Annotated in this window: 26 protein-coding genes; 17 read left to right on the top strand and 9 right to left on the bottom strand. The window is 63.1% G+C overall.

Going from position 1 to position 26,609, the window contains the following annotated elements; translation table 11 throughout:
- Positions 1 to 20: 20 nt before the first annotated feature.
- The gene (gene dinG, locus ACF8R3_RS11560; protein ID WP_023535209.1) at positions 21 to 2,165 is read right to left on the bottom strand and encodes an ATP-dependent DNA helicase DinG; all 2,145 of its coding nucleotides are present in this window, start codon (positions 2,163 to 2,165) and stop codon (positions 21 to 23) included.
- A 98-nt stretch (positions 2,166 to 2,263) separates the two neighbouring features.
- Here dinG and ACF8R3_RS11555 point away from each other — a divergent pair, with 98 nt between their 5' ends.
- A complete protein-coding gene (locus tag ACF8R3_RS11555) occupies positions 2,264 to 2,728 on the top strand; it encodes a CopD family protein (protein ID WP_058637966.1) in 465 nt (154 codons plus the stop codon).
- Between the two features lie 15 nt (positions 2,729 to 2,743).
- Here the strand turns inward: ACF8R3_RS11555 and ACF8R3_RS11550 are convergent, their stop codons facing one another.
- The 3 genes from ACF8R3_RS11550 to ACF8R3_RS11540 all read right to left on the bottom strand — a co-directional run bounded on the left by ACF8R3_RS11550 (position 2,744) and on the right by ACF8R3_RS11540 (position 4,653).
- Complete coding sequence (locus ACF8R3_RS11550) at positions 2,744 to 3,502, bottom strand: collagen-like protein (RefSeq protein WP_392515622.1); 759 nt, start codon at positions 3,500 to 3,502, stop codon at positions 2,744 to 2,746.
- Positions 3,495 to 3,770: a DUF1145 domain-containing protein gene (locus ACF8R3_RS11545; protein WP_197844792.1), complete on the bottom strand. Its 276-nt coding sequence runs from the start codon at positions 3,768 to 3,770 to the stop codon at positions 3,495 to 3,497. The genes ACF8R3_RS11550 and ACF8R3_RS11545 overlap by 8 nt, the downstream gene beginning before the upstream one ends.
- A 178-nt stretch (positions 3,771 to 3,948) precedes the next feature.
- Positions 3,949 to 4,653: an OmpA family protein gene (locus ACF8R3_RS11540; protein WP_027915328.1), complete on the bottom strand. Its 705-nt coding sequence runs from the start codon at positions 4,651 to 4,653 to the stop codon at positions 3,949 to 3,951.
- A gap of 160 nt (positions 4,654 to 4,813) precedes the next feature.
- Between ACF8R3_RS11540 and ACF8R3_RS11535 the strand changes: the two genes are divergently transcribed.
- From ACF8R3_RS11535 to ACF8R3_RS11520, 4 genes are read left to right on the top strand one after another with little or no spacing between them, the layout of a single operon-like run.
- A complete protein-coding gene (locus ACF8R3_RS11535; protein WP_058637963.1) occupies positions 4,814 to 5,308 on the top strand; it encodes a DUF6231 family protein in 495 nt (164 codons plus the stop codon).
- Between the two features lie 2 nt (positions 5,309 to 5,310).
- The gene (locus tag ACF8R3_RS11530) at positions 5,311 to 5,787 is read left to right on the top strand and encodes a YchJ family protein (protein WP_058606045.1); all 477 of its coding nucleotides are present in this window, start codon (positions 5,311 to 5,313) and stop codon (positions 5,785 to 5,787) included.
- A 2-nt stretch (positions 5,788 to 5,789) separates the two neighbouring features.
- A complete protein-coding gene (locus ACF8R3_RS11525; protein WP_100851003.1) occupies positions 5,790 to 6,266 on the top strand; it encodes an LEA type 2 family protein in 477 nt (158 codons plus the stop codon).
- Positions 6,267 to 6,273: 7 nt separating this feature from the next.
- Positions 6,274 to 6,471, top strand: a complete 198-nt coding sequence (locus ACF8R3_RS11520) for an SEC-C metal-binding domain-containing protein (RefSeq protein WP_058637961.1) — start codon at positions 6,274 to 6,276, stop codon at positions 6,469 to 6,471.
- A 37-nt stretch (positions 6,472 to 6,508) separates the two neighbouring features.
- On the opposite strand, the gene ACF8R3_RS11515 is transcribed toward ACF8R3_RS11520, so the two are convergent.
- Positions 6,509 to 7,726, bottom strand: coding sequence for an MFS transporter (locus ACF8R3_RS11515; protein ID WP_392515621.1), 1,218 nt, complete (start codon positions 7,724 to 7,726; stop codon positions 6,509 to 6,511).
- Positions 7,727 to 7,857: 131 nt separating this feature from the next.
- Here ACF8R3_RS11515 and ACF8R3_RS11510 point away from each other — a divergent pair, with 131 nt between their 5' ends.
- The 7 genes from ACF8R3_RS11510 to pdeM all read left to right on the top strand — a co-directional run bounded on the left by ACF8R3_RS11510 (position 7,858) and on the right by pdeM (position 19,086).
- Positions 7,858 to 9,198: a PLP-dependent aminotransferase family protein gene (locus tag ACF8R3_RS11510; RefSeq protein WP_392515620.1), complete on the top strand. Its 1,341-nt coding sequence runs from the start codon at positions 7,858 to 7,860 to the stop codon at positions 9,196 to 9,198.
- 190 nt (positions 9,199 to 9,388) lie between these two features.
- Positions 9,389 to 11,830, top strand: coding sequence for a penicillin acylase family protein (locus ACF8R3_RS11505; protein ID WP_392515619.1), 2,442 nt, complete (start codon positions 9,389 to 9,391; stop codon positions 11,828 to 11,830).
- Between the two features lie 114 nt (positions 11,831 to 11,944).
- The gene (locus ACF8R3_RS11500; RefSeq protein WP_196141450.1) at positions 11,945 to 12,961 is read left to right on the top strand and encodes a ligase-associated DNA damage response exonuclease; all 1,017 of its coding nucleotides are present in this window, start codon (positions 11,945 to 11,947) and stop codon (positions 12,959 to 12,961) included.
- Positions 12,958 to 14,616: an ATP-dependent DNA ligase gene (locus ACF8R3_RS11495; protein ID WP_392515618.1), complete on the top strand. Its 1,659-nt coding sequence runs from the start codon at positions 12,958 to 12,960 to the stop codon at positions 14,614 to 14,616. Before ACF8R3_RS11500 ends, ACF8R3_RS11495 begins: the two co-directional genes overlap by 4 nt.
- 117 nt (positions 14,617 to 14,733) lie before the next feature.
- Complete coding sequence (locus tag ACF8R3_RS11490; RefSeq protein ID WP_058606052.1) at positions 14,734 to 15,849, top strand: succinylglutamate desuccinylase/aspartoacylase family protein; 1,116 nt, start codon at positions 14,734 to 14,736, stop codon at positions 15,847 to 15,849.
- Positions 15,850 to 15,914: 65 nt separating this feature from the next.
- Positions 15,915 to 18,359, top strand: coding sequence for a ligase-associated DNA damage response DEXH box helicase (locus ACF8R3_RS11485; RefSeq protein ID WP_058606053.1), 2,445 nt, complete (start codon positions 15,915 to 15,917; stop codon positions 18,357 to 18,359).
- Positions 18,360 to 18,432: 73 nt separating this feature from the next.
- Positions 18,433 to 19,086 (top strand): ligase-associated DNA damage response endonuclease PdeM, encoded by a 654-nt coding sequence (gene pdeM, locus ACF8R3_RS11480; RefSeq protein WP_058637954.1) that lies wholly within the window; start codon positions 18,433 to 18,435, stop codon positions 19,084 to 19,086.
- Positions 19,087 to 19,092: 6 nt separating this feature from the next.
- Here pdeM and ACF8R3_RS11475 read toward each other — a convergent pair whose 3' ends face one another.
- Entirely contained in the window at positions 19,093 to 19,317 is a 225-nt protein-coding gene (locus tag ACF8R3_RS11475) for a hypothetical protein (protein ID WP_058606055.1), read from the bottom strand.
- A 95-nt stretch (positions 19,318 to 19,412) separates the two neighbouring features.
- Positions 19,413 to 19,979, bottom strand: a complete 567-nt coding sequence (gene dcd, locus ACF8R3_RS11470; protein WP_023535255.1) for a dCTP deaminase — start codon at positions 19,977 to 19,979, stop codon at positions 19,413 to 19,415.
- A 348-nt stretch (positions 19,980 to 20,327) separates the two neighbouring features.
- Between dcd and ACF8R3_RS11465 the strand changes: the two genes are divergently transcribed.
- Entirely contained in the window at positions 20,328 to 20,537 is a 210-nt protein-coding gene (locus tag ACF8R3_RS11465) for a cold-shock protein (RefSeq protein ID WP_016488765.1), read from the top strand.
- Between the two features lie 217 nt (positions 20,538 to 20,754).
- Here the strand turns inward: ACF8R3_RS11465 and apbC are convergent, their stop codons facing one another.
- Entirely contained in the window at positions 20,755 to 21,849 is a 1,095-nt protein-coding gene (apbC, locus tag ACF8R3_RS11460) for an iron-sulfur cluster carrier protein ApbC (RefSeq protein ID WP_058637953.1), read from the bottom strand.
- Between the two features lie 157 nt (positions 21,850 to 22,006).
- Here apbC and metG point away from each other — a divergent pair, with 157 nt between their 5' ends.
- The 3 genes from metG to ACF8R3_RS11445 all read left to right on the top strand — a co-directional run bounded on the left by metG (position 22,007) and on the right by ACF8R3_RS11445 (position 25,075).
- Positions 22,007 to 24,049 (top strand): methionine--tRNA ligase, encoded by a 2,043-nt coding sequence (gene metG, locus ACF8R3_RS11455; protein ID WP_058637952.1) that lies wholly within the window; start codon positions 22,007 to 22,009, stop codon positions 24,047 to 24,049.
- A 108-nt stretch (positions 24,050 to 24,157) separates the two neighbouring features.
- Positions 24,158 to 24,796 carry an endonuclease III gene (nth, locus tag ACF8R3_RS11450; RefSeq protein ID WP_058637978.1) on the top strand — a complete coding sequence of 213 codons (639 nt, stop codon included), beginning with the start codon at positions 24,158 to 24,160 and terminating at the stop codon, positions 24,794 to 24,796.
- Between the two features lie 102 nt (positions 24,797 to 24,898).
- Positions 24,899 to 25,075, top strand: a complete 177-nt coding sequence (locus ACF8R3_RS11445; RefSeq protein WP_178091282.1) for a PA3496 family putative envelope integrity protein — start codon at positions 24,899 to 24,901, stop codon at positions 25,073 to 25,075.
- A 96-nt stretch (positions 25,076 to 25,171) separates the two neighbouring features.
- Here ACF8R3_RS11445 and ACF8R3_RS11440 read toward each other — a convergent pair whose 3' ends face one another.
- Positions 25,172 to 25,795, bottom strand: coding sequence for a response regulator transcription factor (locus ACF8R3_RS11440; RefSeq protein ID WP_058637951.1), 624 nt, complete (start codon positions 25,793 to 25,795; stop codon positions 25,172 to 25,174).
- Between the two features lie 339 nt (positions 25,796 to 26,134).
- Between ACF8R3_RS11440 and ACF8R3_RS11435 the strand changes: the two genes are divergently transcribed.
- A complete protein-coding gene (locus ACF8R3_RS11435) occupies positions 26,135 to 26,593 on the top strand; it encodes a hypothetical protein (RefSeq protein ID WP_058637950.1) in 459 nt (152 codons plus the stop codon).
- The last annotated feature ends 16 nt before the right edge of the window (positions 26,594 to 26,609 follow it).

Below are 26,609 nucleotides of genomic sequence, written 5' to 3'. Positions count from 1 at the left end.
CGGCGCAAGCGCTCCGGCCGTCAGGAAATCTCCCGCCGAAATGGCGGCAGCGCATTGAGAATAGCCTTGCCGTAGCGCTGGGTGACCAGGCGCCGGTCCAGCAAGGTGATGACACCGCGGTCCTGCTCGGTGCGCAACAGTCGGCCACATGCCTGGATCAGGCGCAACGAGGCATCAGGCACGGCAATTTCCATGAACGGATTGCCGCCTCGCGCTTCGATCCACTCTGCCAAGGCCGCCTCGACAGGGTCGTCAGGCACGGCGAACGGGATCTTGGCGATGACCACGTGCTCGCAATAGGCCCCCGGCAAGTCGACGCCCTCGGCGAAGCTGGCCAGGCCGAACAGCACGCTGTGCTGGCCGTCGTCGACGCGGGCCTTGTGCTTGTTCAGGGTTTCCTGCTTGGACAAGTTGCCCTGGATCAGCACCAGCTTGCGCCAGTCCCGGTCCAGGCCATCGAACACGTCCTGCATCTGCTTGCGTGACGAGAACAACACCAGCGCGCCGCGGGCATCTTCGACGATGCCCGGCAACTCGCGAATGATGGCCGCGGTGTGGCCGGCGGCGTCACGGGGGTCGGCCTTGAGGTCGGGCACCCGCAGCAGGCCTGCATCACCGTGCACGAACGGGCTGGGCACCACGCAGGAAACCGCATCGCGGGGCAACCCCGAACGCATGCGGAAGCGGTCGAACTTGCCCAGCGCTGTCAGGGTCGCAGAAGTGACCAATGCGCCGTGTGCCACGTTCCACAAGCTGCGCCGCAGCATCTCGGCCGCCAAAATGGGGCTGGCATTGACCTCGATATCGAACAGTGCCCCACTCTCGGCCAAGGTCAGCCAGCGGGCCATGGGCGGACTGTCCTCGGGGTCTTCGGCGGTGAACGCCGTCCACAATTCCCAGTTGCCCTGGGCACGGGTCTGCAGGCTACCGAACAGCGGGTACCACTCCTCGGCCTGGTGGCTGGCGATGCCAATGCTGACCTCGCCGCCCATGCCTTCCTTTAGCAGGTCGGTCAGGCGGGTGAACACATCGTTCAGGCGGGCAAAGCCTTTTTTCAGCTCGACGCCGACCTCGCGGATTTCATCGGGTACCACGCCACCTGGAAAACGGTAGCGGGGGCGTTCACGCCCTTCGTTGTCTTCGCCTGGACGAAAATCGGCCACCTGCTCGCAGAGCGTGAACATGAACTGCTGCTGGGTGCGGATTTCGCGGGCAAGCTCGGGCACCTGTTCGATCAGCTTGCCCAGATCGCCCGGCAGGGGGTGCTGGGCCAGCAGCTTGGTCAGGTTCTTGGCGGTTTGCTCTAGCCAGTCGGCGGTTGAACGCAACCGTGAATAATGGGCGAAGTGGCCGATGGCTTTGTCTGGCAGGTGATGCCCTTCGTCGAACACGTACATGGTGTCCCGGGGGGCCGGGAGCACCGCACCGCCGCCCAGCGCCAGGTCGGCCAGCACCATGTCGTGGTTGGTGACGATTACGTCTACCTTGCCCATGCCTTCACGGGCCTTGTAGAACACGCACTGCTGGAAATTGGGACAGTGGCGGCCGGTGCATTGGCTGTGGTCGGTGGTCAGCCGTGCCCAGTCCTCGTCTTCGAGGCTGTCTGGCCAACTGTCGCGATCACCGTCCCAACGGTTGCCGGCCAGCTTTTCGATCATGCTGTTGAACAGCTTCAGGCTGCGCTCGTCCACGTCGATGCGAAAACCTTCTTCCTCCAGCAACTGCGCCTGGGAGGTCTGGGCGTGGCCTTCCTGGACCAGGATGTCGAGCTTGGACAGGCACAGGTAGCGGCCCCGCCCTTTGGCCAGGGCAAAGCTGAAATTCAGCCCGCTGTTGCGCATCAGGTCAGGCAGGTCTTTGAAGACGATCTGCTCCTGCAGCGCCACGGTCGCAGTGGCGATGACCAGGCGCTTACCTGCCGCCTTGGCCGCCGGAATGGCCGCCAGGCTATAGGCGACCGTCTTGCCGGTACCGGTGCCCGCCTCCACCGCCACGACGGCGGGCTCGCCGGCACGGCGGCCTTCGTCGTCGCAGGGAATGTCCCCGAGGACCTTGGCTACCTCGGCGATCATCAGGCGCTGGCCGTAACGCGGCTTGAGGCTCTTGGCTTCGAGAAACCGCGTGTAGGCGCCCTGGATGGTGGCTTTGAGTTCAGTGCTGATCATGGTGTGCAGGCGCCCGAAGGGCTGGATATATTTTCAGTATCGCGCATAGGGCGGCTATCATACCCCGCTCACGCTGTTTATGCCGCATGGAGATCCGGATGACTGCCTTTGCCCTGCCCTACACCCTGCACGTTCTGGCCGCCCTGGTCTGGGTGGGGGGCATGTTCTTCGCCTGGATGGTGCTGCGCCCGGCAACGGTTGCAGCGCTGGACGGGCCTGCCAGGCTACGGTTATGGGTGGAAGTTTTCCGACGCTTCTTCGGCTGGATCTGGGTGGCCGTGGCGATTTTGGCGATAAGCGGCGTGGGCATGATCCACCTGCGCTTCAATGGCTTCGAAACCGCGCCGCGGTACGTCCAGGTGATGATCGGGGGCGGTATCGTCATGTTCGCCCTGTTCATGCGTATCCAGGCGTTGCTGCTTGCGCAAATGAAAACGGCGGTCCAGGCCGAGGATTGGCCGGGGGCAGCGGCCGTGCTGGGGCGCATCCGCCGGATGGTGGGGGTGAACCTGCTGCTGGGCCTGGCCGTGGTCGCCGTGGCCAGTGCCCGCCTGATGTTCTGAGCGTACCCGCAGCGTTCAGAGTCGCTGCAGGATCAGCTCGCCAGCAGCCCCGGCAAGGCCTGGCTGACCCGGTTGCCCGGCGCGGCCACTGTGGCCCGGCGAGGTGCGGTAGACCAGGCAACCCTTGCTCGCACCGCCCTTGCCCGCCTTGCCTGCGGCACCAGGCTTACCCGGCGCGCCCCCGTCAAGGCGCACCCTGATGCGATCGGCCGGGAAAGCCTCGGGTACGCTCAGGCGAATTCGACCACCCGGCGCACCGTCGTGGCCATTGCCGCCGTCATCCCCGTTGAAACCACGGCTGGCACGGCCCCAGGTGCAGCCACCGGCCTGGCCGTTGGCGCCATCGAGCCCGGCGAACCCTGGCGCACCCGCGCCACCGCGGGCATCGATGGACAGTTGTTCGCCCTCTAGCTGGGCAAGCTTGAGGTCAAGCCCGCGCCCTGAACGCGCGGCACGTTCATAGGTCCCAGGCGCGCCCGGCGCACTGAACTCACTGCCAGCACCCAGGCTGGCACTGGCGGCCTCGATCAGAAGCGGGGTATCGGCCGGTGCCACGGCAATACGGGCATCACGGCCCAGCTCCAGCCGATCGACCGTCAGCGAGGCGAGCATGGCGGGAAGCAGCAAGGTGGCATCGTCCGCCACCCTGAGCTGCTCCAGGTGCACCTCGGCCGACTTGGTTGGCAGGCGCAGCATGGAATTGGCGGGTACTTCCAGGTTCTGTGCCTGCGTAAGCGGCGCGGCCAGCAGGGCGAACAACATCAGATTACGCATTTCGTGGCGCCTCTTGCGCGCGGGGGATGGACATGATGTGGAAAATGCCCGTCAACAGGATCTGCAGACGGTCGAACCAGCGATGGCTACGGCTGCGCAGACTGGCATTGAACACCAGCATTTCGAGCAGGTGCAGCAGCGCCAACATCAAGCCCGTGGCGTTGATCAACAGGTTCAACGGCACAGGTTGCGGCACCATCTGGTTGTACAGCACTACGCCCCAGAAGACTATGGTCAGGAGCTTGCCCAGGCTCAAGATGAATTTCATGCTCTGCCCCACCGTATGGCGTACTGCCGGGATGGCCAACGCGACCGTTTCACAGTAACTGCTCGGTCGGGAACCGCGCCAGCGCATATCCTGCTTGGCAAGGTCTAGTCCTCCGGCCATTACCGCCCAAGGCGATTGCAGAGCGCCCGCGCTGTAACGGTGCGCGGGCGCCATTGCCTCACCGTTGGATCTTGATTTCCGTACGACGGTTCATGGCACGCCCCTCGGCGGTGGCGTTGTCGGCCACAGGTTGGGATTCGCCAGCCCCGACCACAGACACGAAGCTGTTGCGCGGGATGCCGCTTTCAACCAGATAGTCGGTGACCGAATGGGCACGGCGCTCGGAGAGTTTCTGGTTGTAGCTGTCGGCGCCTACGCTGTCGGTGTGGCCGCTCACGCTCAAGCGGGCCGAAGGCGCTTCCTGCTTCAGGCGTGTAGCGATGGTATTGAGGCGCTGCTTGTCGGCAGCGGTGAGCCTTGCAGAGTCGAATTCGAAATGCACGTCGCGGATGACGATCACTTCTTCTTTCTCGACCACCACCTGCTCGACGACCACAGCTTCGACCTGCGGCGCAGGCGGCGGGCAACCGTTAGCATCGACCTGGACGCCGCGCGGTGTACCTGGGCACTTGTCGCGGCTGTCCGGTACGCCGTCGCCGTCTTCGTCGCCATCCCCATGGGCCCAGCAATACCCCGCTGCAAGCCCGCCCCCGAGCAGTGCACCCCAACCTGCCCAACTCGAGCTTTCAATAGCGCCAAGTGCCGCGCCGCCCACACCGCCGACCGCCGCACATTTGGGCCAGTCGGTCTTTTGCAAACCCGCGCAACCAGTCAACACACTGGTGAGCAGAACCAGAGGTACAGCTGTGCGTACTATGCTCATTTCATAGCCTCTTCTAGGGGGGAATCGGCATCGTGGCCGATCAGGGCAGTAAAGACGCTGCTTGCGCAGCCTGCCAGCCATTTGCCATGACCGCATGCCACGGCCCTATGCCGACAGGCGCTGGCCCGATAGTCTTGGCTAATCTTGATGAGGACTGGCAATGACCGACGGTTTTTCCCAACGCACGCCGCAGCAGGCGCTCGCTGCCTTGCTCGAGCGCGTCACCCCGCAACGCCTGTTGCTGGTGGGCACGCGGTTCCCGGCACTTGATGCCTTCCTGCTGGCCCACCCTGAGGCGAGCCTGGCGAGCGCACCGCCGGGCCCGCTGCCGGCTGAACTGGCAGCACAGCGCTTCGACCTGGCGCTTCTGGTCGATTGCCTGGAGCACCTGCCCAAGCGCAACGGGTTGGAACTGCTTGGTGGCATCCGCAATCTCAACGCCAGTCGAGTCGCAGTGCTGGCCGACCTGACGGCCTGCGGCTGGCAGGACACGGACTTCTTCGCCCTGGCCCTGTCGGCCAGCGAGAAGTTTCAGCGCGACCAGCAGGTGTTAAGCCTGTTCACCTATGATCTACATGACTACAAGCAGGTCCCTGACTGGCTGAACGCGCGGTTCTGGGCCAACCCTGAAAACTTCGGCAAATACTGGTGGTGATGATGAGTGTTTCGGTCTGCCCATGTGGCAGTGGCAACCTGCTCGACGCCTGCTGCGGGCATTACCACGCTGGCACGCCGGCACCGGATGCCCAGGCGCTGATGCGCTCACGTTACAGCGCCTATGTGCTGGGGCTGGTCGATTACTTGGTGGCGACCACCTTGCCAGCCCAGCAGGCCGGCCTTGATCGCGCCGCCATGGCCGCCTGGAGTGCCCAGAGCACCTGGCTGGGCTTGGAGGTGGAGGACGCCGAGCTGATCGGTGGCCAGCCCGAGCACGGCTTCGTGACCTTCACTGCCCGCTGGCATGACCAGGACGGCGATCATCAGCACCGCGAACGCTCGGCCTTCGTGCAGCACGAAGGGCGCTGGTATTTCATCGACCCCACCGTGGGCCTGAACGCCACGCGCAACGATCCCTGCCCTTGCCAAAGCGGGCAGAAATTCAAGAAATGCTGCGCCAGCTATGTGGGTGGCTGAGCATGATGACCCGCCTGCGTGTCCTGCTGCCTGCCTTGCTGGTGATGCTTCTGGGCGGCTGCGTCAGTTGGGGCGGTGAGCCCTGGCGGCAACCGGAGATCCACCTGGTCAGGGTGGAAACGGTCAAGGCTCGCCTGCTGCAACAGGAATTCGTGCTCCATGTGCGGGTGGAAAACCCCAACGACAGTCGCCTGTTCATCCGCAACCTGTCCTATGCCCTGCGGTTGAACGATGTGCTGCTGGCAGAGGACGAAGCCAGCCTGTGGCGCAGCGTTGGCGGACACGACCAGCGCACCTTCAAGATCACCGCCCGTACCAACCTGTGGCAGCGCCTCAAGCCACTGGCCAAGATGCTCAAGAGCCACCAGCCTTTGAAATACACGCTCAAGGCCGAACTGGGCACCGGCCTGTTGATCCATCGGAACCTGCACTTGTTGCGCGGTGGTGAGATAATGCCCGGCGATCATTACCTGGAGTAACCCTGCAATGTCCCAACAGCCTCACGTTCACGGCCCTGACTGCGACCACGACCACGATCATCACCCTGATCACGGCCATGTCCATGGGCCGCACTGCAACCATGGTCACCAGGAGCCGGTGCGCAACGCCCTCAAGGATGTTGGCCGCAACGATCCGTGCCCGTGCGGCAGCGAGAAGAAATTCAAGAAGTGCCACGGCGCCTGACCGCCGCCCCGCCGTTCGACGGCACCGCGCCTGTCCGTTAGCGCGGGCGCGGCGCGGTCTGCAGCTTGGGCGCCGAGGTGCCCGGCTTGGCTGGCAACCGTAGCGCGGTGGCCAGCAACAGCCCCAGGCACAGCACCATGCACAGACCGTTGGTGCCCTTCCAGCCTGCCGTGTCCAGTAACAAAGAAGGCGTAAAGGCCCCAAGCGTGGCACACACGGCAATGGCCAGGTCATTCTTGCCCTGCAGGCGCACCGCGCACGGGCTGTCCTGCAATGCCTGCGCCAGCAGCGCGCCCCCGCCCACGTAGGTCAGGTTCCAACCCAGGCCCAGGGCTATCAGGGCCGCGGTCATCACTGCATAACTGCTAGACCCCATGTTCAAGGCCGTGTTCACCACGAACAGGCCCAACCCTGCGCAGATCGTTACCTTGATGCCCAACCGTTGAATGATGCTGCCTGTGAAGAACGACGGCGCAAACATCGCCACGACATGCCACTGGATGGCCATGCGCACGTCGGCGAACTCCTGGTGCATACCTTTCATGTGCAGCGAAGCCTGGATCATCAACAGGTTCATGATGCCGTATCCCAGCGCCGCCACGCTCATTGCCACCATCAACACCCTGCGTGGCGCAGGGCGCACCGTCTCGGACGCTTGCAGGCCCTGCTGCGGGCGATTCACCGGCATCTCCTTGGGCAAGCAAAGGGCTATCAACCACGACACGAGCGCCAGACCCATAAAGGCGGCATAGCACAGCGAGAACAGTGGATACCCGCCCACATCCCTGAGCCACCCGGTCAAGGCCGGCCCCACCACGGCCGCGATCACGCCGCCTGCCACCACCAGTGAAAGCGCCCGCGCCTTGAGGTGTTGCGTCAGGTTGTCGGTAGCGGCAAACCGGTTGAAGTTGGCGAACGCGATGTACACCCCCAAGGCACAGTGGCTGAGTATCAAGGCGAAAAAGTGCTGGTGCTGCACGGCCAGGAACCCGCTGACGCCGGATACGGCCAAGGGCAGAGCACCCAGCATGAATGCGCGGCGACGACCGATGCGCCCCATCAGCCACGACACCGGGTAGGTCGCCAGCATTACGCAGAGAAACTGAAACCCGTAGGGCACCGTCGACCACGCAGGATCGGGCGCCAGGGCAGCACCGACAAGGGCTGCCATGGTCACGGACATCACAGCCGTAGTGAGGTTGACCGATTGCGCAATGAAATACAGGTAGGTACGTGCTGGCAGGGTTTCGGTCATGGCGTGCTCGCTGAAGGCGCAGTAAATGAATGCGCCGAAGCTTCTCACTGATCGGCTGGCCACGGGCGAACAGTCGACGCGGTTTCCAGCTAACTGTTAGGCTGTTTTTTCTAACACTGACGGGCCAGTCGATGCGTGCTGACACTCTCCTTCATCAACTCCGGCAGCGTCTGGCTGCCAGCGAATGGCTGCCGGGGCAACGCATGCCGTCGATTCGCAAGCTCACGGCCAGCACGGGTGCCACCTACCACGAGGTCGTGTCCAGCTATGGGCGCCTGGTCAGTGAAGGGTTGTTGACGGCCGTGCCAGGGCGTGGCTACTTCGTGGCCGGTACCACTCGGCCGCCAGCCAGGGACGAGGCGCCCGGGCATATGGCCGGGGACGCGCTGTTCAAGCTGCTGCAAGGCGGCCCGCGCTACACCAAGCTCGGCTGCGGCTGGCTGCCCCCTGCCTGGCGCGACACCGAGCTGCTGGCCAAGGCCGTGCGGCGTACGGCGCGCCTGGAGCAAAGCTCGCTGGCCGACTATGGCGACATCCAGGGTTACCTGCCCATGCGCAAGCAGTTGTGCGTGCACCTGCGGCGCATGACCCAGATCGATGTAGGCCCGCAGCAATTAATCAGCACCTTGGGCGCCACCCAGGCCCTGGACCTGGTGGCCCGCCTGCTGATCGCCCCTGGCGATCACGTGTTCGTTGACGAGCCTTGCAACGGCAACCTGGTCAAGCTGATCGAGCTGGCCGGGGGGCACGTGGTCGGCATCCGTCGGCTGCAAGACGGTCCCGACCTTGAAGACATGCAGCGGCACCTGGCCCAGCACAAGGTCAAGGCCTTCTTCTGCAACAGCACATTCCACAACCCCACCGGTAGCAACGTCAGCCCGCACAACGCCTTCGGCGTGCTGAGACTGGCGATCGAACACGGCTTCTACGTCGTCGAAGACGACGTGTACGGCGACTTCAGCCCGGGTGTGCGCCAGACCTTCGCCGGCTTGGATAACCTGCAGCAGGTCATCTATATCGGCAGCTTCTCCAAGTGCCTGTCCGCCTCCCTGCGCGTGGGTTACATCGCCTGCCCGGCTGCACTGGTCGAACCGCTCATGCGCCTGAAACTGCTCACCTGCGTGGCCGTGCCTGCATTCTGCGAGCGCTTCGTCAATACGATCCTCACCGACGGCACCTACGCCAGGCACATGAGCGATTTGCAGCAACGCCTGATTCGACAGCAGGTTCAGACCCAGCGCATGCTGACAGACCGCGGCTGGCGCTTCGACATCACGCCGCACGGCGGCATGTTCCTGTGGGTCCATCACCCCGATATTGCCAACCTGCATCCTTTCTTGCGCCAACTCGAACAGCACGATGTGCTGCTGATGCCTGGCGAATCCTTTGCGATCACGCGCAACTACGTTCGGTACACCCGCATCAACTGCACGCACTTTTCAGACGCCATGGCTGTGCATTTCGAAGTTTGACCCGCTGCAACGCGCCCCTGGATACCCCGGCGTCACGGCCGGGGATTGGCAAATGGCCGACAGGGTCTTGCCACTCATCCAGCGCTGGGCCGATGTGCCGAAATAAAGCCAGGGCAGGCCTTGCACCCGGGCGGCCTGCTCACTACCTTAGCGCCTTTCCATTCCCGCTACGCCTTGCAGGAGCCTTGCCATGGCCGCCCCCGCCCTTTTCTTTTTCCGCCCGCGCGCTGCAACGGCTGCCCTGCTGCTCGGTTCACTTGGCCTGGCCGGTTGCCAGACCACTGCCCAACAGGACAGCCTGCCGCCGGCCAGCGGCGTGCAGCCGCTCAAGGGCCTGGCCCAGAACGTGTCGGTCAGGCGCAATGCCATGGGCGCTCCGCTGATCGAGAGCAGCACATTCCATGATGCGCTGTTCACCTTGGGCTACGTGCATGCCGGGGACCGGATCGAGCAGATGGTTGCCATGCGGTTGCTCGCCCAGGGGCGGCTGGCTGAAGTGGCCGGCCGCGATGCACTGGATATCGACCGTTTGATGCGCGCCGCCAACCTCAAGCAAAGCGCGGCACAGCTGTACGCCGACGCATCGCCACGGCTCAAGCGCTTCTTCGACGTCTATGCGCGCGGGGTCAACGCCTACCTGTTCCGCTACCGCGACAAGCTGCCGGCGGACCTGGCCAACAGCGGCTACCGCCCCGAATACTGGAAGCCTGAAGACTCCGCGCTGATATTCGCGTTGTATGCCTTCAGCCAGTCGGTCAACCTGCAAGAAGAGATCAGCGCCTTGACCCTGGCGCAGAAAGTCGGCAGTGACAAGCTGGCCTGGCTGCTGCCCGGCGCCGCCGACGAACCGCTGGCCGAAGGCGAAGCAGCCAAGCTCAAGGGCCTGGACCTTGCCAGTCAGTTGCCGGGGTTGTCTGCCCTGGCAGCCGCCAGCCAAAAACTGGTCGACCTTGACCTGCTGGGCAGCCCCGGTTCAACCAACCTGGCCATCGGCCCGCAACGCAGCCGCAGCGGCAAGAGCCTGCTGGCCAGCGACAGCCGTGCAGTCTGGGCGCTGAGCCCGGTACAGATCCACACCAGCAAGTACCAGGTGGCCGGCCTGTCGCTGCCGGGCCTGCCGATCGTGCTGGCTGGCTACAACGGCCAGCTGGGATGGACCAGCAGCGCGGTGATGGCTGACAACCAGGACCTGTTCCTGGAAAAGCTGCGCCACCAAGGCAACCAGGTCAGTTACCTGGCGGACGGCAAATGGGTTGCAGCCAGGGCACACACCGAGACCTTCCTGGTGCGCGGCGAGCGCCCACAGCGTGAAGTGATGCATGACACGCGTCATGGCACCCTACTCGGCCAGCCGGGCAATGCCAGCCTGGGCCTTGCCCTGAACCTGCCGCAGTTCAAGGGCGATCGCAGCCTTGATGCACTGTTCGACCTGACCCGCGCCAAGACCGTGGAGCGCGCATTCGACAGCACCCGTGATGTCACGGCTGCGGCGCTGAACTTCGTCTTTGCCGAACCTTCGCACATTGGCTGGCAGGTGAGCGGGCGCTATCCCAACCGCCGAGAAGGCCAAGGCCTGTTGCCTTCGCCGGGATGGGATGGACGTTATGACTGGGATGGCTATGCCGACCCCATGCTGCACCCGTACGACCAGGATCCGACTGCTGGCTGGATCGGCCACGCCAACCAGCGCAGCCTGCCGCGCGGCTACGGCATGCAGCTGTCGAGCAGCTGGTACTACCCGGAGCGTGCAGAGCGCCTGGGCCAGCTCGCCGGCAATGGCCGAATTGATGGCCGCAGCCTGATGGCGCTGCAGAACGATCAGGTCACCTTGTTGGCCGGCAAGCTCAAGCAGATGTTCGACGCGCCAGGCATGGCAGGCCCGCTGCAGCAGGCCATCAATGCCTTGCCCACCGATCAGCGCGACAAGGCCCGTACGGCGCTGGCCAGGCTCAAGGCATTCGATGGCCGCTTGAGCCCGGTGTCGTCCGATGCTGCGCTGTACGCCCTGTTCCTCCAGGCCGTTGCCCGTCAGACGTTCCTCGATGAACTGGGGCCTGAGTCCGGGGCGGCCTGGCAGGCATTCGTCAGCAATGCACGCCTGTCGTTCTCGGCACAGGCCGATCACCTGCTGGGCCGGGATGACAGCCCGTTCTGGGACGACCGCGGTACGCCCCAGAAGGAAGACAAACCCGCCATCCTGGCCCGCAGCCTGGTTGCGGCAATGGACACGGGCATCGCCCAACTGGGCGCCGATCGCAGCGCCTGGCAATGGGGCAAACTGCACCAGTACCAATGGCCTGCACCGGCCTACCACGGGCTGGGTGATGCCATCGGCCGTCCTGCACAGCCTGCAGGCGGCGACTTCAGCACGCTCGCCTTTACCCCCTACGCCTGGGGAAGCGACTTCGTCACCCGCCTGCCGGCATCGGCGCGGCTGATCGTGGACTTCAGCCAGGCTGAACCCCTGCAGGTGCTGACCAGCAGCGGCCAGTCCGGCAACCCGGCCAGCCCGCATCATGGGGATGGCCTCGATGCCTGGTTCAAGGGCCGCTTCGCGGTCATGCCGCTTGCGCCCCAGCACTTCGCACGTGCCTATGGCACCCAGCGCCTGACCCTGGTACCGGGCAAGTAGAAAAGGTCCGCGGCGTGCAGCAGCTGCGATGGTCAAGGGCTGAACAAACCACCGGTCGAACTTCCCTTGGCCGCTGCGGCTCCTAACTGGTAACTCCCTACCAGTGCGTGTGCCATGGACCTCGTCATCGCTCGACCCGAAGGCCTGTACTGTCCGCCCGGCGATTTCTACATCGATCCCTGGCGGCCGGTAGACCGCGCCGTGATCACCCACGGCCACGGTGACCACTCGCGTTCCGGCAATCGCCATTACCTCACCGCAGACCCCGGCGCCGGTATCCTGCGCAGCCGCCTGGGCATGGACATCAACTTGCAGACCCTGCCTTACGGCGAGCGCCTGTTGCACCACGGCGTGACCCTGAGCCTGCACCCTGCCGGGCATGTGCTGGGATCGGCACAGGTGCGCCTGGAATATCAAGGCGAGGTCTGGGTGGCCTCGGGCGACTACAAGGTCGAGCCAGACGGCACCTGCGCGCCCTTCGAGCCAGTGCGCTGCCATACCTTCATCACCGAATCGACGTTTGGCCTGCCCATCTACCGCTGGCCGACCCAGGCGGATGTGTTCGCCGGCATCAATGCCTGGTGGCGGGCCAACAGCGAACAGGGCAAGGCCAGCGTGCTGTTCTGCTACGCCTTCGGCAAGGCGCAGCGCATCTTGCATGGCCTGGACCCCAGCATTGGCTCGATCCTGGTGCACGGTGCTGTCGAGCCGCTGAACAGGGTGTATCGCGAAGCGGGGGTGTACCTGCCCGAAACCCGCTATGCCGGCGACATTGCACGCAACGATCCGCTGTTGCGCACGGCCCTGGTGATGGCCCCGCCGTCCGCTGGCGGCAGCAGCTGGATGCGGCGCTTCGGCGATTACAGCGACGCGTTCGCCAGTGGCTGGATGCTGCTGCGCGGCACCCGGCGCAGACGCGGTGTGGACAAAGGCTTCGTGCTCTCGGACCACGCCGATTGGCCTGGGCTGCTGTGGGCCATCGGCCAGACGGGCGCCGAACGGGTCATGGTCACCCACGGATCGGTGGGCGTGCTGGTGCGCTACCTGAATGAACAGGGGCTCGACGCCCGCGCATTCGTCACCGAATACGGTGAGGAAGATGACGCCACAGCCGGGGAGAAGGGCGCATGAAAGCCTTTGCCGAATTGTACTTGCGCCTCGATGGCACCACCTCCAGCAATGCCAAGCTTCAGGCCCTGCGTGAATACTTCGCCAGCGCACCGGCCCACGACGCCGCCTGGGCCGTGTATTTCCTGGCTGGCGGGCGCCCGCGTCAGCTGGTGCCCACCCGGGTGTTGCGCGAACTGGCCGGCGCGATGGCAGGATTGCCGGACTGGCTGTTCGAGGAAAGCTACCAGGCGGTGGGCGATCTGGCCGAGACCATTTCGCTGTTGTTGCCCGACACCCAGCAGGGCGATGACGAAGGTCTGGCGCATTGGGTCGAAACCTACCTGCTGCCGTTGCGCGGCCTGCCCCCGGAGGAACTTCAGCAACGTCTGCCACCTCTTTGGGCACGGCTGGATCGCCCCAGCCTGATGCTGTGCCTGAAGCTGATCACCGGCAGTTTCCGCGTCGGCGTATCGAAACTGCTGGTCACACGCGCCCTGGCTCAGTTGGCGGAGCTGGACGCCAAACGGGTAGCCCAGCGATTGGTTGGGTATACCGACATCCGCCACCGGCCAACCGCCGAGCGCTACCTTCAACTGATAGCGCCCGAATCTGCCGACGAGCATAGTCAGCGTGGCGGGCAGCCCTATCCCTTCTTTCTCGCCCACCCCCTGCAAGCCCCGGTCGAACAGTTCGATACGCTGCTCGGGCCGCCCAGCGCGTGGCAAATCGAATGGAAGTGGGATGGCATCCGGGCACAGGTGGTCAAGCGCGACGGGCAGCTGTGGGTATGGTCGCGCGGCGAGGAGCTGGTCACCGAACGTTTTCCCGAGTTGCAGAGCCTGGCCCAGACCCTGCCCGATGGCGTGGTGCTCGATGGCGAGATCCTGGTCTGGAAAGCGAGCGATGCCAAGGCTGAGGCGTCCGTTCAGCCCTTCGCCCTGCTGCAGCAACGCCTGGGTCGCAAGACCTTGGGCAAGAAATTGTTGAGTGATGCCCCAGTGGTGTTGCAGGCCTATGACTTGCTGGAATGGCAAGGCGAGGACTGGCGCAGTCGCCCGCAGCATGAGCGGCGCGCGCAACTCGAACGTGTGCTTGAAGCCTGCCCATTGGCACCCGTACTGCTCTCCCCGCTGCTGCAAGGGCCCGACTGGGCGGACCTTGCCCGGCAGCGGGAGCAGTCACGCAGCCTGGGCGTGGAAGGCATGATGCTCAAGCAGCGCGAGGCACTGTATGGCGTTGGCCGCACCAAGGACATGGGCACCTGGTGGAAATGGAAGATCGATCCGTTCAGCGTCGACGCCGTGCTGATCTACGCCCAGCGTGGCCACGGACGGCGCGCCAGCCTGTACAGCGACTACACCTTCGCAGTCTGGGACGGCCCTGCCGGCACCCCGGACCGCACGTTGATCCCCTTCGCCAAGGCCTATTCCGGCCTGACCGACGAGGAGATGCGCAAGGTCGATGCCATCGTGCGCAAGACCACCCAGGAAACCTTCGGCCCCGTGCGCAGCGTAACGCCCACGCTGGTGTTCGAGTTGGGCTTTGAAGGCATTGCTCTGTCCAAGCGCCACAAGAGCGGCATCGCCGTGCGCTTTCCACGCATGTTGCGCTGGCGCCTGGACAAGCCTGTCGAGGAGGCCGACGACCTGGCGACCTTACAGGCCTTGCTGGCCTGATCAGGGATCACAGGCAGCTGTGAGGGGCTGGCGTGAGGCGCTGGCAGCGAAATTGTGCTTTCATCTGAAGGCTCAGCCCGTGCTCCAGACCGTTCCAGCCCCGTATTCAGGACCATCATGCACCACTCGACCCACGACATCCTCTCCCCTGTTCCGGGGGTAACCCGCCAACTGCACAGCTTCCACTTCGGGCCACGCGGTGGCCGCAAGGTGTACATCCAGGCCTCGCTGCATGCTGACGAATTGCCCGGCATGCTAGTGGCCTGGCACCTCAAGCGCCAGTTGCTGGAACTGGACCAGCAAGGCCGCCTGCAGTGCGAGGTCATCCTGGTGCCGGTTGCCAACCCGGTAGGCCTTGAGCAGGTGCTGCTCGACGCCCCGCTGGGCCGGTTCGAGTTGCAAAGTGGCGAGAACTTCAACCGCAATTTCGTCGATCTGTCAGACAGCATCGGTGATCAGGTCGAGGCCCACCTGACCCAGGACCCGCTCCACAATCAGGCCCTGATCCGCGAATACCTGCGCCGTGGCCTGGATGCTCATCCGGCGCGTACTCCACTGCAAGCGCAGCGCCTGATCCTGCAGCGCCTGGCGTGCGATGCCGACCTGGTCCTGGACCTGCACTGCGACTTCGACGCTGTCGAACATCTCTATACCACCCCGGACGCCTGGCCGCAGTTCGAGCCCTTGGCCCGTTACCTGGGTGCCCAGGCCAGTCTATTGGCGACCGATTCGGGCGGGCAGTCTTTCGACGAGTGCTTCAGCCTGCTGTGGTGGCAGCTGCAACAGCGCTTTGGCAAACGCTTCCCCATCCCGGCGGGCACGTGTTCAGTCACCCTCGAATTGCGCGGCCAGGCGGATGTGAGCCACGACTTGGCGCGCCAGGACTGCCAGGCCATTCTCGACTTCCTGACCCATGCCGGCGTGATACAGGGCCATGCCCCTGCCCTGCCGCCCTTGCGCTGGCCAGCCACCCCACTGGCTGCCGTGGAGCCAATCCCGGCCGCCGCGGGCGGGTTGCTGGTTTACCACGCCAAGCCAGGCCAGTACCTGGAGGCGGGGCAATTGATTGCCGAGGTCATCGACCCGCTCAGTGATCGCGTCATGCCCTTGCGCAACAGCCAGCCTGGCCTGCTGTATGCGCGCAGCGTGCGGCGCATGGCCACGGCAGGCATGGTGATCGCCCATGTTGCCGGCGAGCAGGTGTGCCGCAGCGGCAATCTGTTGGCCAACTGACAAGTAAACCAATGCCTTGCAGCGGTGGTCTCTAGAAGCACAGCCTTCGAGGGACTGCCCGCCTGATGCCCGCCGCCACCGATCTTGCCAATGCCTGGTTCGCCCAACGCGGCTGGAAGCCGTTCGCTTTCCAGCGCAAGGTGTGGGCCGCCGTCGAGCGTGGGGAGTCGGGCCTGCTCTATGCCAACACTGGCGCTGGCAAGACGTATGCGGTCTGGCTGGCGGCACTGCGGGCGTTCAAGGCCCAGGCCCAGGGGCGCCACGCGGCGCCGCTCCAGGTCATCTGGATCACCCCCATGCGCGCCCTGGCCGCCGATACGGCACGAGCGCTGCAGGCGCCCATCGACGAGATGGGCTTGCCCTGGAGCGTTGGCGTGCGCAGCGGCGATACCGGCAGCGCCGAGCGCGCACGCCAGGCCCGGCGCATGCCCAGCGTGCTGGTCACCACACCTGAAAGCCTGACCCTGCTACTGACAAGGGCACAGGCCAGCAATGACTTCGCGACGCTGCGCATGGTGGTGGTGGATGAGTGGCACGAACTGCTCGGCAACAAGCGGGGGGTTCAGCTGCAACTGGCGTTGGCCCGCCTTCGGCGTTGGCACCCTGGCCTGCCGACCTGGGGGCTGTCGGCCACCCTTGGTAACCTGCAACATGCCTTGGACGTGTTGCTGCCCCAAGGTGGTCAGCTGGTCCGCGGGCGCCAGGACAAGGTGCTGCAGGTCGATACCCTGGTGCCTGAGCACATCGAGCGCTTCCCATGGGCAGGGCACATCGGCCTGAAGATGTTGAAGCAGGTGAGCCGGGAAATCGACGCCAGCAGCAGTTGCCTGGTGTTCACCAACACCCGAGCGCAGGCCGAGCTCTGGTACCAGGCCCTGCTCGAAGAGCGCCCCGACTGGGCGGGCCTGATCGCGCTACATCACGCCAGCCTGGCACGTGACACCCGCGACTGGGTCGAACGCAGCCTCAAGGAGGGCACGCTCAAAGCCGTCGTCTGTACATCGAGCCTGGACCTGGGCGTGGACTTCCTGCCGGTCGAGCGCGTCCTGCAGATCGGTTCGGCCAAAGGAATCGCCCGGTTGATGCAGCGCGCAGGACGCTCCGGGCATGCGCCTGGACGGCGCTCGCGTATCACCCTGGTGCCCACCCACAGCCTGGAGCTGGTGGAAGCCGCCGCCATGCGCCAGGCCCTGGCGGCCGGCCACCTGGAGGGACGCCGGTCACCGCGCCTGTGCATGGATGTACTGGTCCAGCACCTGGTCAGCATGGCCCTGGGCAGCGGGTTCGAGCCGCAGCAACTGCTCGCTGAAGTGCGCAGCACCTGGGCCTTCGCCGACCTGCGTGACAGCCAGTGGCAATGGGCACTGGACTTCGTTTGCCATGGCGGCAGCTCGCTCAGCGCCTACCCCGATTATCAACGTGTTGAAATGCACCCAGACGGCATGTACCGGGTCGCCAGTGAGCGCCTGGCGCGCCGCCATCGCATGGGCATCGGCACCATCGTCAGTGACGCCTCGCTGCACCTGAAGTACTGGAGCAAAGGCGGTGGCGGCAAGAACCTGGGCAGCGTGGAAGAAGCGTTCATCTCACGCTTGAGGCCCGGGGACACATTCGTCTTCGCCGGCCGCGTGCTGGAGCTGGTTCGCGTGGAAAACATGACCGCCTATGTGCGCCGCAGCAACGCGCGCAAGGCGGCGGTGGCCCGCTGGAACGGCGGGCGCATGCCACTTTCCAGCGAACTGGCAGATGCTGTGGTCCAGCAACTTGACGCCGCAGCGCACGGTCGCTTCGACAGCCCTGAAATGCGCGCAGTAAGGCCGTTGCTCACGGTACAAGCCCAGTGGTCGGCGCTGCCGACGACAGGGACGCTGCTGGCAGAGACATTCAAATCCAGGCAGGGCTGGCACCTGTTCGTGTACCCGTTTGCCGGGCGCATGGCCAACATGGGGTTGGCCAACCTGATCGCCTGGCGTGTCAGCCGTGAGCAACCGCTGTCGGTTTCCATCGCCGTCAACGACTACGGCTTCGAGCTGCTAAGCCCTGGGCCGGTGGATTGGGCCAGCTACCTGCCCCAGGCGTTGAGTACCGAAAATCTTCTGGAGGATGTGCTTGCCAGCCTCAATGCCGGGGAAATGGCGCTGCGCCGGTTCCGGGAAATCGCCCAGATCGCTGGGCTGGTGTTCGGTGGCTATCCTGCGGCGCAAAAGAGCATGCGCCAGATCCAGGCCTCGAGCGGGTTGTTCTACGAGGTGTTCCGCAAGCACGACGCAGGCAACCTGCTGCTGGGCCAGGCACGTGATGAGGTACTTAGCGAGGAGTTGGAAATCGATCGGCTTCGGGCCCAGTTGCTGAAACTGACCGACCTCAGGCTGGACTTGCGTGTGATGGAGCGCACCGGGCCGCTGGCGTTCGCGCTACTGGTCGAAGGGCTGCGTGAAACCCTCAGCACGGAAAAACTGGCAGACCGCATCGCGCGGATGGTAGCGGAATTGGAGAGCATTGCAGGTTGAACCAGAGAACGACCAAACGCATTCATGGGGTAGCGGTCATATCGCTGGCCATCGACGGCCTGGCGATCCGCACATGACGACACATTGCGCCATCGAACTGGCCGGGCAGAAACTCTGGCTGCTGCCGGACAAAGCCGTGTATTGGCCAGCCCGCAAGGCGTTGCTGCTGGCCGATGTGCACATCGGCAAGGCGGCGAGCTACAGGGCCTTGCACCAACCCGTTCCCAGAGGCACTACCGAAGCCACGTTGGCCCGGCTCGACACACTGCTGGCCGAGCATGACTGCGAGCAACTGATCGTGCTCGGTGATTTCCTGCATGCCCGGACTGCGCGGGCGCCGGCTACGCTGGCCCGGGTGCAAGCCTGGCGGGAGCGTCATCCGGAGTTGAGCATCGTGCTGATACGCGGCAACCATGACCGCAACGCAGGCGATCCACCTGTTGAGCTGGGGATCGACGTGGTAGACGAACCTTATGTAGTGGGGCCGTTCGCCCTGCAACACGAACCCAAGGCGCATCCGGCACTCACGGTGCTTTCAGGGCACGTCCACCCGGTCTTCGTGCTGCGCGGCAGGGCTCGCCAGCGGCTGCGCCTACCGTGCTTTCTGATCGACGAAAAAGTCAGCCTGCTGCCAGCTTTCGGAGAATTCACAGGCGGTTGGGAGATCGAGCCCGCCGGCACCAGCCAGGTCTATCTGGCCGGTGCCGGCCGGGTGTGGCCGCTATGAAATGAATCAGGCCACAGGCGCCGGAGGCGGCTCATCGGGAAGGGTGGGCTCGCCGGGCTCCATAGGCGTATCACCCGGCTGGCCAGGCTGCGGCGTGTCCGGGTCAGGCTGCCCTGGCACACCGCCGGCATGCAGCGGCAATGGGTCAGCCAACAGCGACCAGGACAGCAGCCCGATGTGATTGGGCTGCAAGCCAGCCAACTTCGCACTGATCGTTGGGTGGAGTTTCATTGGCACCTCCTGACAACAGCCGACCCGCTTTATGCAAATCGGCAGGGTTACCACTTGGAGCGTCAAAAGCCGATGAAATTCCCGACGCCTGTCGGTCAGGTGCGTGGCAGGGTGACGCCACGTTGGCCCTGGTACTTGCCGCCGCGGTCCCGGTAGGACACTTCACAAGGCTCGTCCGATTGCAGGAACAGCATCTGCGCCACCCCTTCGTTGGCGTAGATCTTGGCCGGCAACGTGGTGGTGTTGGAGAACTCCAGCGTCACGTGGCCTTCCCATTCGGGCTCGAGCGGGGTCACGTTGACGATGATGCCGCAACGCGCATAGGTGCTCTTGCCCAGGCAGATGGTCAGCACGTCGCGCGGGATGCGGAAGTACTCCACGGTGCGCGCCAGTGCAAAGGAGTTGGGCGGGATGATGCACACGTCGCTCTTGATGTCGACGAAGCTGCCGGCATCGAAGTTCTTCGGGTCGACGGTGGCCGAGTTGATATTGGTGAAGACCTTGAATTCGTCGGCGCAGCGCACGTCGTAGCCGTAGCTGGAAACGCCGAAAGAGATGACCCGGTTATCCTGTTCGCCACGCACCTGGCGCTCCACGAACGGCTCGATCATGCCGTGTTCCTGCGCCATGCGGCGAATCCACTTGTCCGATTTGATGCTCATGGCGGGATGTCCTGAAGAGTCTGCAAGGTAAAGATAGACGCGCATCTTACCGGTCCCGGCGCGGTCTTCAAAGTTCCATCCAGCGTTTGCCGCCCGCCGCGGCTACAGTGCCCGCGAGGCGTGGCTTGTAGCCGCCGTCGATCTCTTTTCGGGGAAAGCGGCGTCTGGCCATTGGCAGCTTGGGCAAAGTGGGGTAAGGTGTTGCCACTGTGCTGCACGTGACACCGAGAATCTCTAGTTTGATGCACGATCCTGATCGGCCCATCGCTGAATTTTCTGCTCTCTTTGCGCTCAGTCCCGGGCAGGGTTTTTCCTGACCGAAATCAAATTGTCCAAGGAGACAGAAAAATGTCCAATCGTCAAAGCGGTACCGTCAAGTGGTTCAACGATGAGAAAGGCTACGGCTTCATCACCCCTCAGTCGGGCGACGACCTGTTCGTGCACTTCAAAGCCATCCAAGCTGACGGCTTCAAAACCCTGAAAGAAGGCCAGGCTGTTACTTTCGTCGCTACCCGCGGCCAGAAAGGCATGCAGGCTGAAGAAGTTCAGATCGCCTAAGTCGATCTAGCTTTCTAGCTTTCAAAAAAAACCCGCTTCGGCGGGTTTTTTTATGCCTGCTACTCAGTCAGCAGGCGCCAGGGCGCGCTGACCATGGTCAAGGATCGCCCGTTGAACAGATACGCGCCTGGCCTCCTCTGAGCACGACCTGTCAGCACGAGCGGCTCACCGAGCCGCCCTCTGGTCTTGATCTGAAAGGCTGCGGTACTACAGCCGACTAGTCTTCGCTGATGGTGATGCTCGGCATCGCTGGCGCTGCCGCCTCACGCAGTACGATACGCGCCCCCACCTTGCGCGCCAGCTCCTGGTACACCATGGCGATCTGGCTCTCAGGCTCGGCGATGGCCGTAGGCTTGCCGTTGTCGGCCTGCTCGCGGATCAACATCGAAAGCGGCAACGACGCCAGCAGATCGACGCCGTACTGGCTGGCGAGTTTCTCACCGCCACCCTCGCCGAACAGGTGCTCAGCGTGGCCGCAGTTCGAACAGATGTGTACGGCCATGTTCTCGACCACGCCCAACACCGGAATGTTGACCTTGCGGAACATTTCCACGCCTTTTCTGGCATCGAGCAGCGCCAGGTCCTGGGGCGTGGTCACGATGACCGAACCTGCCACCGGCACTTTTTGCGCCAGCGTCAGCTGGATGTCGCCGGTGCCAGGCGGCATGTCGATGACCAGGTAATCGAGATCATTCCAGGCTGTCTGGGTTACCAACTGCAGCAGCGCCCCCGAGACCATGGGGCCGCGCCACACCATGGGGGTATTGTCATCGGTCAGGAATGCCATCGACATCACTTCGACCCCATGGGCCTGGATAGGCACGAACCATTTCTGATCACGAATCTGCGGCCGCGTACCTTCGGCGATGCCGAACATCACGCCTTGGCTGGGGCCGTAGATATCCGCATCGAGGATGCCTACGCGCGCACCCTCACGGGCCAGTGCAAGCGCCAGGTTGGCGGCGGTGGTGGATTTGCCCACGCCGCCCTTGCCCGATGCCACGGCGATGACGTTCTTGACGTTGGCCATGCCGGGCACTTGGGCCTGGCCCTTGTGGGCCGCGATCACGCACTCGATGCTCACCTGTGCGCGGGTCACACCCTCAAGGTTACCGATCGCCGTTTCCAGCACCTGCGCCCAGCCCTGCTTGAACAGGCCTGCGGCATAGCCGAGCTGCATCTGTACGCTGACACACCCATCCTGGATTTCGATGGCACTCACGCAACCGGCAGTGACCGGATCCTGGTCGAGATAGGGGTCGGTGTACTGGCGAAGCACGCCTTCGATGGCGGCGCGATTGAGGGCACTCATGGACACTCCCATTGGCAAACTGAATGTAAAACAAGCGCCTATCCTAACCCGTCAATCGTCAGCAGATGCGTGCGCGGGGTGAAATATATTCGTCAGCCCTTTATAGTGGCCGATCATCCTCATTTTCACCCGTCGCCAGATAAGTAGCCGAGCCACCATGTCCGAGCCACGTCAGATTCTCGTCACCAGCGCCCTGCCCTATGCCAATGGATCCATCCATCTTGGCCATATGCTCGAGTACATCCAGACAGACATGTGGGTCCGCTTTCAAAAGCTGCGCGGCAATCAGTGCATCTATGTCTGTGCCGATGATGCGCACGGCTCGGCCATCATGCTGCGAGCCGAAAAGGAAGGCATCACGCCAGAGCAACTGATCGCCAACGTACAGGCCGAGCACAGCGCCGACTTTGCCGATTTCCTGGTGGACTTCGATAATTTCCACTCCACCCACAGCGAAGAAAACCGCGAGCTGTCGGGCATGATCTATACCCGGCTGCGCGAGGCGGGGCATATCTCCACTCGCTCGGTGACCCAATACTTCGACCCTGAAAAGGGCATGTTCCTGGCAGACCGCTTCATCAAGGGCACGTGCCCGAAGTGCGCGGCCGAAGACCAGTATGGCGACAACTGCGAAAAATGCGGCGCGACCTATGCACCGACCGAATTGAAAGACCCCAAGTCTGCTATTTCAGGGGCTACACCGGTGCTGCGCGACTCCCAGCACTTCTTCTTCAAGCTGCCCGACTTCCAGGCCATGCTCCAGCAGTGGACGCGCAGCGGCACGTTGCAGGACGCCGTGGCCAACAAGCTCGCCGAATGGCTGGATGCCGGTCTGCAGGAGTGGGACATCTCCCGGGACGCGCCTTATTTCGGTTTCGAGATCCCTGGCGAGCCTGGCAAGTACTTCTACGTCTGGCTGGACGCGCCGATCGGCTACATGGCGAGCTTCAAGAACCTGTGCGCGCGTCGCCCGGACCTGAACTTCGATGCCTTCTGGAACCAGGGCTCCAGCGCTGAGCTTTACCACTTCATCGGCAAGGACATCGTCAATTTCCACGCCCTGTTCTGGCCCGCCATGCTCGAAGGCGCTGGCTTGCGCAAGCCGACCGCGGTCAACGTGCACGGCTACCTCACCGTCAACGGTGCGAAGATGTCCAAGTCGCGGGGCACGTTTATCAAGGCCCGTACCTACCTCGACCATTTGCAACCCGAATACCTGCGTTACTACTATGCCGCCAAACTCGGTCGCGGGGTCGATGACCTGGACCTGAATCTTGAGGACTTTGTGCAGAAGGTCAACTCCGACCTGGTGGGCAAGGTGGTCAACATCGCCAGCCGGTGTGCCGGGTTCATCCATAAAGGCAACGACGGCGTGATGGTGGCCGGTGATGCAGCTCCAGAGCTGACCGAAGCCTTCCTGGCAGCTGCACCGTCCATTGCCGAGGCCTACGAGGGCCGAGACTTCGCACGCGCCATGCGTGAGATCATGGCACTGGCCGACCGCGCCAATGCCTGGATTGCCGAAAAAGCGCCTTGGTCGCTGGCCAAGCAGGAAGGCAGGCAAGACGAGGTGCAAGCCATCTGCGCCCAGGGCATCAACCTGTTCCGTCAGTTGGTGATCTTCCTCAAGCCTGTGCTGCCAGTGCTTGCGGCCGATGCCGAGGCCTTCCTGAATGTGGCCCCCTTGACCTGGGACGATCACCGTTCGCGCCTGGAAAATCACTCACTCAACCCGTTCAAGGCCCTGCTCAGCCGCATTGAACCTGCCAAGGTGCAAGACATGATCGCGGCCAGCAAGGAGGACCTGTTGGCCGCCGAGGAGCCCAAGGCACCTGTGGGTAATGGCGAGCTGCACAAGGACCCGCTGTCGGCGGAAGTCGACTTCGACACCTTTGCCGCTGTCGACCTGCGCGTGGCACTGATCGTCAAGGCCGAGGCCGTACCGGGTGCTGACAAGCTGCTGCAGTTGACCCTGGACATCGGTGATGAGCGCCGCAACGTCTTCTCCGGCATCAAGTCAGCCTACCCTGACCCCGCTCAGCTCGAAGGCCGGCTGACCATGATGGTCGCCAACCTCAAGCCACGTAAAATGCGCTTTGGGGTTTCCGAGGGAATGGTGATGGCCGCCGGCCCTGGCGGTGAAGAAATCTACCTGCTCAGCCCCGACAGCGGCGCCAAGCCCGGTCAGCGCATCAAGTGACCCACAAGCGGGACCTGCATCAGGCCCCGCCTTGCGACGATGGCGCGCAGCCACGGGCTGCTGCGCCTTGCCTGCCTTGCTCACGTTCTCCAGGAACGCTACGAATTCATGAATGCCGTCAAACGTCGAGAAATCTTCCGTCGACTGCACGAAGACAACCCGACACCCAAAACCGAGCTGGCTTACACCACACCCTTCGAGCTGTTGGTAGCCGTGACCCTTTCCGCGCAATCCACCGATGTAGGTGTGAACAAGGCCACAGCGCGGCTTTTTCCAGTTGCCAACACCCCTGAGGCTATCTACGCGCTCGGAGTCGACGGACTGAGCCAGTACATCAAGACCATTGGGCTCTACAACAGCAAGGCCAAGAACGTCATCGAGGCCTGTCGCCTACTCATTGAGCGGCATGACGGGCAGGTGCCGGACACGCGCGAGGCCCTCGAAGCCTTGCCGGGCGTTGGCCGCAAGACAGCCAACGTAGTGCTCAATACGGCATTTCGCCAACCGGCGATGGCAGTGGATACCCATATCTTCCGCGTCAGCAATCGCACGGGCATTGCTCCGGGCAAGACGGTGCTGGAGGTGGAAAAAAAGCTGCTCAAGTTCGTCCCCAAGGATTACTTGCTCGACGCACACCATTGGTTGATCCTGCACGGACGCTATGTATGTCAGGCCCGCAAGCCCAGGTGCGGCAGCTGCCGAATCGAGGACCTGTGTGAATTCAAGCACAAGACCAGTGATGATTGAGGCAATAGTAGAAAGATTGCGCTTCGATTGAAAAAATCTTTTTTACCAGCGCCCACTTTATGGTTATAAGGTCGGCCATTGGCCCTTGCCGTGGAGCGACTCATGAGCACTGATAAAGACGACCTCACGATTGAAGATGATTTTGTGACCGCTGAAGAAGAAGTCGAGCCGCAAGTAGAACCGGCGAAAACCAATCTGAGCAAGCGTCGCACCATCGACAATCTGCTGGAAGAACGTCGACTGCAAAGGCAACTGGCCGATTTCGATTACGATCTCTAGGAGGTGCTGGCTGGCGGGCCTCCGAAAGACCCGCTCCCTCTCCGTTCAGGCCTCGAATTCGGTGCAGAGCCCTCCTGCAGGAGGCTCTGCATACCATCAGTTCAACCCGTGTCGCTGTGCCAGTTCGATCAAGTCCACCAATGACCGCGCGTTGAGTTTGAGCAGCAACCGAGATTTGTAAGTACTGACCGTCTTGTTGCTCAGGTACATGCTGTCGGCGATTTCCTTATTCGACCGGCCCCGCGCCAATTGCTGAAGCACTGTCATCTCCCTTGCCGAAAGGCGGTTGACCATTTCCGCTTCACTGCCGCCGCTGCGCCCTCGCGAGGCGTGCAGCGCCTGGTTGGGGAAGTAGCTATAGCCCGACAACACCGCCTTGATCGCGCTGAGCAGTTCGGTCAGTTCCTGTTGCTTGCACACGTACCCTGCCGCCCCTGCCTGCATGCACCGCATCGAGAAGTTGCCGGGTGCCTGGGAGGTCAGTACCAGTACTTTGCTGCATGGGCTTGAACTGGCCATGCGGGCTATGACTTCGAGGCCGTCGAGCTTGGGTATGCCGATGTCCAGCACGACGATATCGGGAAGATGTTGCCGTGTCAGTTGCAGCGCGGCCACTCCGTTGTCCGTTTCAGCGACGACATCGTACCCATGCCGCTCCATCAGCATGCGTACGGCCAGACGTATCACAGGGTGATCATCCACGATAAGCACTTTGTTCATGCGATATCCATTCATTGCTGTTGCATTGGCAGGCCACGATAACCGAGAGAAGAACTCATGGCGCGGCGTTTTCGCCTAGAAACGGACGTACAGACACGGCTTACTAAACTTACGGAAGTTTCCTACACACAAGATGAAGAGTTGTTACAAGCTAATTAATAAAAGCGGATAAGAACTGCCTTAGAGGGCAACTCCCGACAACTTTTACATCAAACACTGACACCGTGGTCGTGACGCTTGAAGCGCTTGGCAGGCGCAGGCCCGGCATGGGAAACAGTGCAGGGTTTAGCTGAGCAAGGACCTAGGTTATAGATGTACGAAAGCGCAGGAGAAGGCTCCATGAATCAAGCACAACCCGTTGCTCCGCTGACAATCGTCGCTATCTTTGCGGGCATAATCGAAGCCTCCGCCCTGGCTACCTTGCCCTTTCTCAGCGAAGCCAGCCAGACGCTGTATACATGGTTTCTGGTTGGGTTTCCCTTCTTCCTGACCGCCCTGTTCTTCTTGACGCTGAACTTCAATTACAAGTCTTTCTATACGCCTGCTGGATCGCGTATCGAATCAGTGGACAGTGCGCAGAGCGCACGGAAGATCACGTCCACGACCCTGCCAACCGCAAGCGCAATCGTGCACGGCGAGCCGGTGACCTTCATGTTCAGCGGGCCAGAGGCAAATCAGTTGATGGAAAAGGAGGTATTGCAAGCGCTCGCCCAAGCGCCTGAGCCGGCTCGCACCTGGCAGTTCTGCAATGTGCCAAGAGGGCAATGTGTCCGGCTTTCAGTCAGCCCCCTCGAGTAAAGGCAAAAAACCCGGC

Source organism: Pseudomonas sp. FYR_7 (assembly GCF_043106155.1).
In the GTDB taxonomy this organism is placed as follows: Bacteria; Pseudomonadota; Gammaproteobacteria; order Pseudomonadales; family Pseudomonadaceae; genus Aquipseudomonas; species Aquipseudomonas parafulva_B.
The sequence above is the reverse complement of the archived record's forward strand: the minus strand, read 5'-3'. Positions and strand labels throughout refer to the sequence as shown.

Bases quoted from the DNA above. Each gene is read 5' to 3' on its own strand.
- ACF8R3_RS11515 (WP_392515621.1), bottom strand. From the start codon at position 7,726: ATGACCGAAACCCTGCCAGCACGTACCTACCTGTATTTCATTGCGCAA.
- ACF8R3_RS11445 (WP_178091282.1), top strand. From the start codon at position 24,899: ATGAGCACTGATAAAGACGACCTCACGATTGAAGATGATTTTGTGACC.
- dinG (WP_023535209.1), bottom strand. From the start codon at position 2,165: ATGATCAGCACTGAACTCAAAGCCACCATCCAGGGCGCCTACACGCGG.
- ACF8R3_RS11465 (WP_016488765.1), top strand. From the start codon at position 20,328: ATGTCCAATCGTCAAAGCGGTACCGTCAAGTGGTTCAACGATGAGAAA.
- ACF8R3_RS11500 (WP_196141450.1), top strand. From the start codon at position 11,945: ATGGACCTCGTCATCGCTCGACCCGAAGGCCTGTACTGTCCGCCCGGC.
- pdeM (WP_058637954.1), top strand. From the start codon at position 18,433: ATGACGACACATTGCGCCATCGAACTGGCCGGGCAGAAACTCTGGCTG.
- ACF8R3_RS11555 (WP_058637966.1), top strand. From the start codon at position 2,264: ATGACTGCCTTTGCCCTGCCCTACACCCTGCACGTTCTGGCCGCCCTG.
- ACF8R3_RS11490 (WP_058606052.1), top strand. From the start codon at position 14,734: ATGCACCACTCGACCCACGACATCCTCTCCCCTGTTCCGGGGGTAACC.
- apbC (WP_058637953.1), bottom strand. From the start codon at position 21,849: ATGAGTGCCCTCAATCGCGCCGCCATCGAAGGCGTGCTTCGCCAGTAC.
- dcd (WP_023535255.1), bottom strand. From the start codon at position 19,979: ATGAGCATCAAATCGGACAAGTGGATTCGCCGCATGGCGCAGGAACAC.
- ACF8R3_RS11540 (WP_027915328.1), bottom strand. From the start codon at position 4,653: ATGAGCATAGTACGCACAGCTGTACCTCTGGTTCTGCTCACCAGTGTG.
- ACF8R3_RS11550 (WP_392515622.1), bottom strand. From the start codon at position 3,502: ATGCGTAATCTGATGTTGTTCGCCCTGCTGGCCGCGCCGCTTACGCAG.
- ACF8R3_RS11530 (WP_058606045.1), top strand. From the start codon at position 5,311: ATGAGTGTTTCGGTCTGCCCATGTGGCAGTGGCAACCTGCTCGACGCC.
- ACF8R3_RS11440 (WP_058637951.1), bottom strand. From the start codon at position 25,795: ATGAACAAAGTGCTTATCGTGGATGATCACCCTGTGATACGTCTGGCC.
- metG (WP_058637952.1), top strand. From the start codon at position 22,007: ATGTCCGAGCCACGTCAGATTCTCGTCACCAGCGCCCTGCCCTATGCC.
- ACF8R3_RS11505 (WP_392515619.1), top strand. From the start codon at position 9,389: ATGGCCGCCCCCGCCCTTTTCTTTTTCCGCCCGCGCGCTGCAACGGCT.
- ACF8R3_RS11485 (WP_058606053.1), top strand. From the start codon at position 15,915: ATGCCCGCCGCCACCGATCTTGCCAATGCCTGGTTCGCCCAACGCGGC.
- ACF8R3_RS11520 (WP_058637961.1), top strand. From the start codon at position 6,274: ATGTCCCAACAGCCTCACGTTCACGGCCCTGACTGCGACCACGACCAC.
- ACF8R3_RS11495 (WP_392515618.1), top strand. From the start codon at position 12,958: ATGAAAGCCTTTGCCGAATTGTACTTGCGCCTCGATGGCACCACCTCC.
- ACF8R3_RS11535 (WP_058637963.1), top strand. From the start codon at position 4,814: ATGACCGACGGTTTTTCCCAACGCACGCCGCAGCAGGCGCTCGCTGCC.
- ACF8R3_RS11475 (WP_058606055.1), bottom strand. From the start codon at position 19,317: ATGAAACTCCACCCAACGATCAGTGCGAAGTTGGCTGGCTTGCAGCCC.
- ACF8R3_RS11510 (WP_392515620.1), top strand. From the start codon at position 7,858: ATGCGTGCTGACACTCTCCTTCATCAACTCCGGCAGCGTCTGGCTGCC.
- nth (WP_058637978.1), top strand. From the start codon at position 24,158: ATGAATGCCGTCAAACGTCGAGAAATCTTCCGTCGACTGCACGAAGAC.
- ACF8R3_RS11545 (WP_197844792.1), bottom strand. From the start codon at position 3,770: ATGAAATTCATCTTGAGCCTGGGCAAGCTCCTGACCATAGTCTTCTGG.
- ACF8R3_RS11435 (WP_058637950.1), top strand. From the start codon at position 26,135: ATGAATCAAGCACAACCCGTTGCTCCGCTGACAATCGTCGCTATCTTT.
- ACF8R3_RS11525 (WP_100851003.1), top strand. From the start codon at position 5,790: ATGATGACCCGCCTGCGTGTCCTGCTGCCTGCCTTGCTGGTGATGCTT.